Annotated in this window: 5 protein-coding genes, 1 tRNA gene and 1 pseudogene; all 7 read right to left on the bottom strand. The window is 62.9% G+C overall.

All coding sequences use genetic code 11. The features are described 5' to 3' along the window. Positions 1 to 12: 12 nt before the first annotated feature. Positions 13 to 88: transfer RNA gene (locus tag ABW043_RS16275), tRNA-Phe, on the bottom strand. A 137-nt stretch (positions 89 to 225) separates the two neighbouring features. After that, entirely contained in the window at positions 226 to 390 is a 165-nt protein-coding gene (gene yacG, locus ABW043_RS16270) for a DNA gyrase inhibitor YacG (RefSeq protein ID WP_353922245.1), read from the bottom strand. Beyond that, positions 390 to 1,028, bottom strand: a complete 639-nt coding sequence (locus ABW043_RS16265) for a Maf-like protein (RefSeq protein WP_353922244.1) — start codon at positions 1,026 to 1,028, stop codon at positions 390 to 392. The genes yacG and ABW043_RS16265 overlap by 1 nt, the downstream gene beginning before the upstream one ends. A 6-nt stretch (positions 1,029 to 1,034) precedes the next feature. Then, the gene (gene infA, locus ABW043_RS16260; RefSeq protein WP_035082742.1) at positions 1,035 to 1,253 is read right to left on the bottom strand and encodes a translation initiation factor IF-1; all 219 of its coding nucleotides are present in this window, start codon (positions 1,251 to 1,253) and stop codon (positions 1,035 to 1,037) included. A 75-nt stretch (positions 1,254 to 1,328) separates the two neighbouring features. Beyond that, positions 1,329 to 1,748 carry an arsenate reductase/protein-tyrosine-phosphatase family protein gene (locus tag ABW043_RS16255; RefSeq protein WP_353922246.1) on the bottom strand — a complete coding sequence of 140 codons (420 nt, stop codon included), beginning with the start codon at positions 1,746 to 1,748 and terminating at the stop codon, positions 1,329 to 1,331. 66 nt (positions 1,749 to 1,814) lie between these two features. Beyond that, positions 1,815 to 2,288 (bottom strand): annotated as a pseudogene (locus tag ABW043_RS16250) (UPF0262 family protein); the annotation flags it as partial. Between the two features lie 8 nt (positions 2,289 to 2,296). Continuing rightward, on the bottom strand, positions 2,297 to 3,589 hold the full coding sequence (gene hisD / locus ABW043_RS16245; protein ID WP_353922243.1) for a histidinol dehydrogenase: 1,293 nt from the start codon (positions 3,587 to 3,589) through the stop codon (positions 2,297 to 2,299). Positions 3,590 to 3,873 lie beyond the last annotated feature (284 nt).

Below are 3,873 nucleotides of genomic sequence, written 5' to 3'. Positions count from 1 at the left end.
TGGGGGGGGAAGTGGTGCCCGAGACCGGAATCGAACCAGTGACACGCGGATTTTCAATCCGCTGCTCTACCAACTGAGCTACTCGGGCATCTATTTCGCGAGCCATCGGCTGCGAGCCACGGGCCTTATAGGCAATCGTTTTTGCCTGCGCAAGCGCGAAAACGTCATGTGGATAAAGAGGCTAGTTCGTTAGCAGACTGTTACCCGCGAGCCCGGCCAAAGCGCCTATTCGTCGTCGTTTTCAGGGAGCGGCTCGTCATCCTGCGCGGGGATGACGTAGGAGCCGGTCAGCCAGCGGTTGAGATCCACATCGGCGCAACGCTTCGAGCAGAAGGGCTTGAACTTCTCGACCGTGGCCTTGCCGCAGATGGGGCACTTTCTTTCTGCCATCAGACGCCCGTCAGGCTCGACTGGTTGAGCCAGTTGAAGTGCACCGGATAACCCTCGCCGGCGAGGAGCTGGGTGACTTCATGGAGCGGCAGGCCGACGACGCCGGAATAGGAGCCCGAGAGCTTTACGACGAACGAGCCAGCAATACCCTGGATGGCATAGCCACCCGCCTTGTCGCGCCATTCGGCGCTGGCGAGATAGGCTTCCATTTCGCGGGTGGATAGGCGCTTGAAGCGCAGGCGTGTTTCAACGATCCGCTGCCGCTTGGCCCCGGAGGGGGTCAGGAGCGTGACGCCGGTATAGACGCGATGCGCGCGGCCCGAGAGCAGGCGGAGGCAATCGGATGCCTCGTCCATGGTCTCGGCCTTGGGCAGGATGCGTCGACCGACCGCCACCACCGTATCGGCAGCAAGGACAAGAGCGTCGGAGCCGAAACCGGCGACGCGGGCCTTGTGCTGGGCGGTGAGAGCTTTCAGTTCGGCAAGGCGGCCGGCAAGCTTGCGCGGCAATTCGCCTTTTTCGGGCGTCTCGTCGACATGGGCCGGAACCAGATGCTCAGGCTCGATGCCGATCTGGTTGAGCAGTGCAAGCCGGCGCGGCGAGGCGGAGGCCAGGATCAGTTCCGGACGGCTGGCCATGATGCCTTACTTGAAACGATAGGTGATGCGACCCTTGGTGAGGTCGTAAGGAGTCATTTCACACAGCACCTTGTCGCCGGCGAGAACGCGGATACGGTTCTTGCGCATGCGGCCGGCGGTGTGAGCGATGATCTCGTGTTCGTTTTCCAGCTTGACCCGGAAGGTCGCGTTGGGAAGCAATTCGGTGACCACGCCCGGGAATTCGAGCACTTCTTCTTTGGCCATACTTTCTCCTGGGAAGACCCCCGCGAGCGAAACTGCTCGGCGGCGGCCGCAAATTTGGGCGGAACCTACTGCAAATCAGTGGCTTTGTGAACTACCGGAAACCAGTGGTTCCAAACGAGCGCGAACGCGGCGTCTGAGACCGTCGCGAAGTTCGCGATAGGCCGACAGAACTACCTCGCGGCTGCCTTCGACGAGCGAAGGGTCCGGCACCGTCCATTGTTCGATTTCGCCGGCCTCGAGACCCTTGCGGGCCACTGCATCGGGGGCGTCATCGGACAGGGTGATGACGAGATCGAAGCGGTTGGCAACGAGCTCATCGAGAATATGGGGCGTATGGATCGACATATCAATGCCGATTTCTTCCATGACCTCATGCACGAACTGATCGGCCTTGCCGCCATTGACGCCAACCGAGCGCGCGATGATGCGACCGGGGAAGGATTGGCGGGCAAGAGCCGCGGCAATGGGCGAGCGCACCGAGTTCATCGAGCACACGAATAGCACCGAGGGCAGTTCGCTCGTCGCTTCGTCGATGCGGCTGGCATAGGGCTGCACGGCGCAAATCAAGGTGAAAAGGCGCCGCGCCGTGTTGAGATCGATGATGATCTTGTTGTTGAGCCGCGTGCGCAAAAGCTCGGCCGCCTCGTTGTGCATGCCGCGCCGGGCCATGTCGACGGTCTCGATCTGGAACGGCTGGGCCGAACGGATCGCCTCGTAATAGGCGTCGCGAATGCGGAAATAATCGCGGATAAGCCGGCGGAACGGGGTCAGCGAAATGTAATGCGCGGCGATCGGCTGGAACGTTTCGGGATGGCGCACGTCGAGCACTATGGAATTGCCGATGATCGAAACGTGCAGGGCATAGGGGCCCTCGGCGGCGACGCGGGCCGGACGAAAACTGTTGGATTCGAGGAGGTCATAAATGGCGATGCGCCATTCATGCACCTCGTCGGGATTTATGGACGTGATCGTATTGGGGTCGAGCGTGACGGTGACCAGACGATTGGTGCTGGATGCCGCCTCGCTTGTGCCCATCGAAATGCTCAACGGTTGAGCCGAATCGAAATGGAGCGCCCGTGTCCATCGAGCGCTTCGACTTCGGCGATGGTGACCGCCGCTTCGGCAAGGGCCGAGAGCGAGGAGGGCGTGCACCCGAGAATGGACGTGCGCTTGACGAAATCGAGCACGCCGAGGCCCGAGGCGAAGCGCGCCGAACGGGCGGTGGGCAACACGTGGTTGGAGCCACCGACATAGTCGCCGATGGCTTCCGGGGTGTGATGACCCAGAAAGATCGCGCCGGCATGGCGGATGGCCGCGACCAGCGATTGTGGGTCGTCGATCGCCAGTTCCACATGCTCGGAGGCGATGCGATTGGCGAGGTTGGTCGCCGTTTCGAGCGAATCGACGGTGATGATGGCGCCGAATTCGTCCCAGCCTTCCCGAGCGATGGATTCCTTGGGGAGGAGGCTCAACTGGCGATCGACTTCGGCTTCCACGGCATCGGCCAGCTTTTCATCGGTGGTGACGAGGATCGACTGGGCGCCCCCGCCATGTTCGGCCTGGGCGATGAGATCGGCTGCGACCCAGGCGGGATTGGCCGAGTGGTCGGCGATGACGAGCACTTCGGACGGGCCGGCGATGAGGTCGATGCCGACCTGGCCGAACACCTGGCGCTTGGCTGCGGCAACAAAGGCATTGCCGGGGCCCATGATCTTGTCGACGCGGGCAATGGCACTGGTGCCATAGGCGAGGGCGGCTACAGCCTGGGCGCCGCCAACGCGGTAAATCTCGGTAACGCCGGCGATCTGGGCGGCGCAGAGAATGGCCGAGGCCAGTTGCCCATTGGGCGTGGGCACGACCATGGCGATGCGCGAGACGCCGGCGACTTTAGCCGGCACGGCATTCATCAGCACCGATGAGGGGTAGGAGGCGAGCCCGCCGGGGACATAGATGCCGACGGCATCGATGGCGGTCCAGCGCGAGCCGAGGGTGACGCCGAGGGCGTCGGTATAGATATCGTCCTTGGGCATCTGCCGCTCGTGATGCGACTTGATGCGATCATGCGCGGTTTGCAGCGCCTCGCGGACATCGGGGGTGACGCGGGCAGCGGCTTCGGCAATTTCTTCGGCTGAAAAGCGCAGGGTTTGCGGGGTGACGCCGGCCTTGTCGAACTTGTTGGTCAGTTCGGCCACGGCTTCGTCGCCACGGGCGCGCACATCGGCAATGATCCCGGCGACGATATCGCCCACTTCCTGGGAGGCTTCGCGCTTGCTGGCAAGCAGCTCGACAAAGCGGGACTCGAAATCATCAGCGGCGCTGTCGAGGCGTAGAGGCATTGGCGGTCCGGGATAGCGGCGAAGTGGAGTGATGCGATCTATCCCGATGGGGAGTTTGATCGCAAGGGGGAATGGGTCTGGTTGGGGAGATCGGGGCTCTCGTCACCCCCTCCCAGCCTCCCCCATCAAGGGGGAGGTGCGGGTCTGTCGGTTGGGACGAGAGCCAGTCTCAAACTCGATGCAACACCTCCCCCTTGATGGGGGAGGACGGGTGGGGGTGAGGCCCCTCGCGCCGGAGCGCCAATATCAATCGAGTTTATGCGCCGGCTTTGCCGCCGCGGCCC

Source organism: Devosia sp. (assembly GCF_040509215.1).
Classification (GTDB): Bacteria; Pseudomonadota; Alphaproteobacteria; order Rhizobiales; family Devosiaceae; genus Devosia.
This window is presented reverse-complemented; position numbering and strand designations above follow the sequence as displayed.